The organism is Myxacorys chilensis, from assembly GCF_059505265.1.
In genome coordinates, this window is record NZ_JCACKG010000150.1 from 1 (window position 1) to 5,909 (window position 5,909).

The 5,909-nt window shown below is 47.4% G+C and carries 5 protein-coding genes and 1 pseudogene; 5 read left to right on the top strand and 1 reads right to left on the bottom strand.

Annotation, left to right across the window (positions count from 1 at the left end):
- Positions 1-48 precede the first annotated feature (48 nt).
- The gene (locus tag AC5JLB_RS11440; RefSeq protein ID WP_495873960.1) at positions 49-822 is read right to left on the bottom strand and encodes a hypothetical protein; all 774 of its coding nucleotides are present in this window, start codon (positions 820-822) and stop codon (positions 49-51) included.
- 139 nt (positions 823-961) lie between these two features.
- On the opposite strand from AC5JLB_RS11440, the gene AC5JLB_RS11445 reads away from it, so the two are divergent.
- The 5 genes and pseudogenes from AC5JLB_RS11445 to AC5JLB_RS11465 form a co-directional block, all read left to right on the top strand.
- A complete protein-coding gene (locus AC5JLB_RS11445) occupies positions 962-2,104 on the top strand; it encodes a glycosyltransferase (protein ID WP_495873961.1) in 1,143 nt (380 codons plus the stop codon).
- Positions 2,105-2,284: 180 nt separating this feature from the next.
- The gene (locus tag AC5JLB_RS11450) at positions 2,285-2,989 is read left to right on the top strand and encodes an undecaprenyl-phosphate galactose phosphotransferase family protein (RefSeq protein ID WP_495873962.1); all 705 of its coding nucleotides are present in this window, start codon (positions 2,285-2,287) and stop codon (positions 2,987-2,989) included.
- Positions 2,990-3,554: 565 nt separating this feature from the next.
- On the top strand, positions 3,555-4,634 hold the full coding sequence (gene gmd / locus AC5JLB_RS11455; RefSeq protein ID WP_495873963.1) for a GDP-mannose 4,6-dehydratase: 1,080 nt from the start codon (positions 3,555-3,557) through the stop codon (positions 4,632-4,634).
- A gap of 35 nt (positions 4,635-4,669) precedes the next feature.
- A complete protein-coding gene (locus AC5JLB_RS11460; protein ID WP_495873964.1) occupies positions 4,670-5,620 on the top strand; it encodes a GDP-L-fucose synthase family protein in 951 nt (316 codons plus the stop codon).
- Between the two features lie 142 nt (positions 5,621-5,762).
- Positions 5,763-5,858, top strand: a pseudogene (locus AC5JLB_RS11465) (transposase); the annotation flags it as partial.
- Positions 5,859-5,909: the final 51 nt, after the last annotated feature.

Here is a 5,909-nt window from a genome sequence, read left to right on the forward strand (position 1 = left end):
TAGTACAAGGTGACACTCCTACTCTATCTTATATTTAATTGCACCTCTCTACTTATGGAACGTAGAGTTACCTACACCAACGCCATTCTCACCGACTACTTCTAGGGTCAATTCCCCCCTATGACCCGAACTACCTAGATCAGACCACACGTAGTTTCTACCTTTAGTTGGGGCGACAAACTTCACGTTACCGACTCGCGCAATAATTGGTTTGCAGGTTTTAATCGGCTTCACGATCTGCTGCTCGTAATATCCGAATTCTTTGTTTGCCCACTGTTGCCGGACTTCAGCAGAGGCAGTTTCGCCAGGAAAACCGTTGTTAGCGATCGCAACGATGACAAGCGCGATCGTCACGGGAACCAGCGATCGCAGTAGAGACCGAATTGAATGAGCGCTAGACCTGGTTACTTCAAATTGGCAGGCAATCCAAAGTCCTGTAAGCGAGAGCAGCACCACAAGAGGTAGACTCAGCGATGGCAGAAAGAGCCAATCTTGCCAGTCGACTAAGCGCGATCGCGCTGGATGAAAAAGACGAATGTATCTACATACACCACCAATTACCCAACCCGGCAAGCAACCCAAGACCAAAAATGACGGCTCAATTTCCAACTCTCGTCTTGATGTTTGCCGAATTCTCAGAGCCGTTATGTAGACGCCCAGCAGAAAGAGCGCAAACGCGATCGTTGCATAGACCCCAAACCATTCACCGATGCTCGCATCCCGGTAGTTAAGAATACCTGTCAGCACGAAAACGGTAATGCCAACGAAAACAGCTAAAAATCCCCCTAACATTGTCTGTAGCGCAATTGCATTATTTCTCACGACTGGCTCCCGAAGCGAACATACGCTGTTAATACAGCCATATTTCAACGTTCTACGGAACTCAACGTCTATTCCACTAGATAGCGTCATCCCAATAGATAATGTGTGAATTGATTCCTTAACAAGCTGTACTTCCAACGTGACAAATTACGCGCTCGTCCACGAATGGCTCACCCCAAAAGCAACAGGCGGATCAGAACTCGTTGTCCAAGAAATTCTCAAGCATATTGATGCTGATCTTTACGCCCTCATCGATTTCGAGTCCACCAATCCCGAAAGCTATCTCTACGGGCGCAACATCGGCACAACCTTCTTACAGCAGTTTCCCTTCGCCAGAAACGGCGTTCAGAAATATTTACCCTTCCTGCCCCTTGCGATCGAGCAACTCGATTTGCGCCAGTACGACATCATTCTCTCGTCTTCCCACGCCGTCGCCAAAGGCATCTTAACCTCGCCCAATCAGATGCACGTCTGCTATTGTCATGCGCCGATGCGTTACGCCTGGGACATGACGTTTGAGTATCTTCGTAGCAGTCGCGCCGGACAGGGCATTCCAGGAGTATTCACTCGCTATTTGCTACATCGGTTGCGTCAGTGGGATGCACTATCTGCCCATCGAGTCGATTACTTTATTGCCAATTCTAAAAATACAGCCCGTCGAATTTGGCGATGTTACAGGCGTCCAGCCGAAGTGATTTATCCTCCCGTCGCGGTCGATCGCTTCCCCTTTCAAGCCCAAAAACAGGACTTTTATGTTACCGTTTCCCGCCTTGTTAGCTATAAAAAAATATCGTTAATTGTTCAAGCATTCAATCAACTCGGTCGTCCCCTAGTGGTCATTGGAAGTGGCGCTGAATTAAAGCACATTCAAAGCATTGCAAAATCCAATATTCAAGTTTTAGGCTGGCAACCCGATGCCGTTGTCGATCGCTACTTATCTCAAGCTAAAGCCTTCGTCTATGCCGCCTACGAAGATTTTGGCATCGCCCCTGTCGAAGCCCAAGCCTGCGGAACGCCCGTGATTGCCTATGGAGCGGGAGGCACACTTGAGACGGTCAAAGATATTCGTCAACACGGTGTGAACGGCACCGGAATTTTATTTTCAGAACAAACGGAACAGTGCATCGTTGAAGCCGTCAAGACGTTCGAGGACTGTCAGCAGAAAATAGTTGCAGAAGAGGCGCGATCTCACGCTCAAACCTTTCACCCAACGATCTTCAAACAGCGCTATCTGACCTTTTTAGACCAAGCCTATCAGGAATTCCAATCGAACCTGGCGTAGCTGAAACTATACCTAGCGTCGCTGAAACCACAAAGTAGCTCAGAATTTTTCTAACGATTCTTGAAAATTTTGGTTTTATTGAGCAAAATTGCCCATCAAATTGGGAGCAAATGTGTCTGTAATCAGTCTATGGCTTTATGATCAGGACTGTGTGTGTGGTGTGGAAGTGTAAGGAGTAAGATGACTGCCGAAAGCCAACTCATTTCTGGCAAGGTGATTCGGGCATTTGTCAGACGCAGCGTGAGACCGTTGATTCTAGAAGCTCTAGACAGCCAGGTTCTCAAACGCTTGTTTGACATTTTCTTTTCATTAACAGTATTAGTTCTGTTTTCCCCGGTTTACCTGCTAATCGCATTGCTGATTGTCCTGAGTTCATCAGGCTCCATTTTTTACGTTCAAGAACGAGTTGGAAAGAACTACAAGCGGTTTGGGTGCATCAAATTTAGGACGATGGTTCCCAATGCAGATGAAATGCTGCTGGAAATGCTGCGAACCTCGCCTCATCTGCGCCAAGAATTTGAAGCCAACTTCAAGCTAAAATATGACCCCCGAATCACTTGGATTGGTCATCTACTAAGAATTACGAGCTTAGATGAGTTTCCCCAGTTCTGGAACGTACTGATGGGTGATATGAGCGTTGTTGGTCCTCGACCGTTGGTCGTTGAGGAATTGCCGAAATACGGAACTCATATCGATGCTATTCTGACGATTCGCCCCGGTATTACTGGATTGTGGCAAGTCTCAGGTCGAAATGACATTCCCTACCCGCAGCGCGTCAGAATTGATTTGTACTACGCCAACTTCAGAACCTTTTGGTTAGATTTGTGGATCATCATCAAGACAATTGGTGTTGTCGTTTTTCCAAAAGACAACGGCGCGTATTAAAATTCACAGATCTAATTCGCGGATCTTTGAAGATCAAATTCAATACTTTGACTAAAGTGCGGAGTAAGTTGAACTGCAACTAGCGTAAGCGTAACTCCGCCGCAAACGCTTTGCAAACCTCGAAGGGTTTCTCAATTCAACTCTAGAGTCTGTAGAATTGCGCTTCGTAACCTGGAGGGCTTCTGATAAGCAATCAGAAGCCCTTTCGCGCTTTAAATTCTTCAAGTAATCCGGATCATTATAGAAAGAGATGAAACTATTAATCGTATACAAGTTATTCAGAGTTTAATGTGGTGCGATCTGCTTTAGCCGCCATTTTCAGAAAACCGATCGTAGGGTAGCCACTTAGCACTCTATAGATCTAGTTAAAGTGGCTAAAGCGTCTTTACACAGGGTTTAAGTAGTTCACGCTGGCTTGATGTTAATAACATATCTACCCGTGGGATTACTAGGTACAGAACTTTCAAGGTAGATTAGCGTAACATAAAGCGAAAATATGGTTTGTTATCGCTCTACTGCTAGCGATCGGACTTTTTGTGTAGTTGCAGGTGAGGAAAATTAAAGCATGACGCAGCGTAAACGAGCGCTATTAACAGGTATCACGGGTCAAGATGGCTCTTACTTGAGTGAGTTACTGCTTGAAAAAGGCTATGAAGTTCATGGCATCATTCGCAGAACTTCGACATTTAATACAGATCGGATCGATCACATCTACCAAGATCCTCACATTGAAGGAGCTAAGCTGTTTCTTCACTACGGCGATCTTACTGATGGAACGACGCTAGGGCGGATTTTAGAAGAAGTCCAGCCGACCGAACTCTATAACTTAGGTGCCCAGTCTCACGTTCGCGTTAGTTTCGATGCACCAGAATACACGGCAGATGCCGTCGGCATGGGTGCATTGCGCCTATTAGAAGCAATCCGTGACTATCAGCACCGCACGGGTAACGAAGTCCGCTATTACCAAGCTGGCTCTTCTGAGATGTACGGAAAAGTGATGGAAGTTCCGCAAACGGAAACCACACCGTTCTATCCTCGCAGTCCTTATGCTTGCGCGAAGATGTTTGCTCACTGGCAAACCGTGAATTATCGGGAATCGTACGACTTGTTTGCCAGTAATGGCATTCTGTTTAACCACGAATCCCCCAGACGCGGTGAAACCTTTGTTACGCGCAAAATCACTCGTGCAGTGGCTCAGATTGTCGCTGGGCGTCAAAAGAAGCTGTACATGGGCAACTTGGATGCTAAGCGGGACTGGGGCTACGCGAAAGACTATGTTCGAGCGATGTGGCTGATGTTGCAGCAAGATCAAGCGGACGACTACGTAGTGGCAACCGGCGAAACCCACTCTGTGCAAGAGTTTCTCACTCTTGCGTTTGGACGGGTCAACCTCGACTGGCAAGACTATGTTGAGTTCGATGAGCGTTATTTGCGTCCCACAGAAGTCGATTTGCTGATTGGCGATCCGGCGAAAGCTAAGCAAAAACTGGGCTGGGAGCCATCTGTCACGTTTGAAGAGCTAGTGCATCTGATGGTCGATGCAGACCTTAGAGCGTTAGGACTAGAGACTTTACCGAGCGCCAATGGCAACCATAGCACTGACTATGCCACCGTTCGACAGAGTCTAGCAGGCATCTCTTTCTAAACTGTTCTTTTGTAATCAGTAAGCAAATTCAAACCATGACCTCCACATCGTTAGATTTGGGTAACAAACGTATTCTTGTGACTGGTGGAGCAGGCTTTTTGGGTCGCCAAGTGGTGAGTCAGCTTTGCCAGGAGGGAGCTGACCCTGAAAAGATCACTGTTCCGCGATCGCAAGAGTTCGATCTCACGAAGCTAGAAAACTGTCAGCGTGCTGTCGATCAGCAAGATGTTGTCGTTCACCTGGCAGCACACGTTGGAGGCATCGGTTTGAATCGGGAAAAACCCGCCGAATTGTTTTACGACAATTTGATGATGGGAACCCAGCTGATTCACTCAGCGATGCAAGCTGGCGTCCAAAAGTTCATCTGTGTCGGCACAATTTGCGCCTATCCAAAGTTCACGCCTGTGCCGTTCAAGGAAGACGATCTGTGGAATGGCTATCCAGAAGAGACAAATGCGCCCTATGGCGTTGCCAAAAAAGCTCTGCTGGTGCAACTCCAAGCGTACCGTCAGCAGTATGGATTTGACGGCATTTATCTGCTGCCAGTCAATCTCTACGGCCCGGAAGACAACTTTGATCCGCGTAGCTCTCATGTGATTCCAGCGTTAATTCGCAAAGTCCATGAAGCTCAGCAACGGGGAGAAACCCAACTTCCGGTTTGGGGAGATGGTAGCCCAACTCGCGAATTCCTTTATTCGCAAGATGCGGCCCGGGGAATTGTGATGGCAGCGCAGCACTACAGCGATGCTGAACCTGTCAACTTAGGAACGGGATATGAGATCTCAATTCGAGATTTGATCACTTTAATTTGCGACTTAATGGAGTTTAAGGGCGAAATTGTCTGGCAAACCGATCAGCCCAATGGGCAACCGCGTCGTTGTCTTGACACCAATCGAGCCAAAGAAGCGTTTGGCTTCACAGCTCAAGTTGGGTTTGAGGAAGGATTGAAGAATACGATCGCGTGGTATCGCCAGAACGCTCAGTAATCGTAAATCTCATTATCGTGGTTTCGTTGACGGAGACGCTTCAATGAAGCGTCTCTTTTCGCGTTGAGCATTTTGTGGTCGTGTTCTAGACGTGTGGATTTTGCGATACTGGAGGAGTGTGGTTTCAGCAAGGATAACTCTGATGGTTCTCGAACCCGTTCTTTGCCCGAGTTGCAGCAGTGAAGATGTGGTCAAACACGGGCAATCACAAGCAGGAAGGCAGCGATACAAATGTCGGGTCGTGTTCTAGACGTGTGGATTTTGCGATACTGGAGGAGTGTGGTTTCAG

Excerpts from the sequence above, each read along its gene's own strand:
- AC5JLB_RS11450 (WP_495873962.1), top strand. The coding sequence starts at position 2,285 with ATGACTGCCGAAAGCCAACTCATTTCTGGCAAGGTGATTCGGGCATTT.
- gmd (WP_495873963.1), top strand. The coding sequence starts at position 3,555 with ATGACGCAGCGTAAACGAGCGCTATTAACAGGTATCACGGGTCAAGAT.
- AC5JLB_RS11460 (WP_495873964.1), top strand. The coding sequence starts at position 4,670 with ATGACCTCCACATCGTTAGATTTGGGTAACAAACGTATTCTTGTGACT.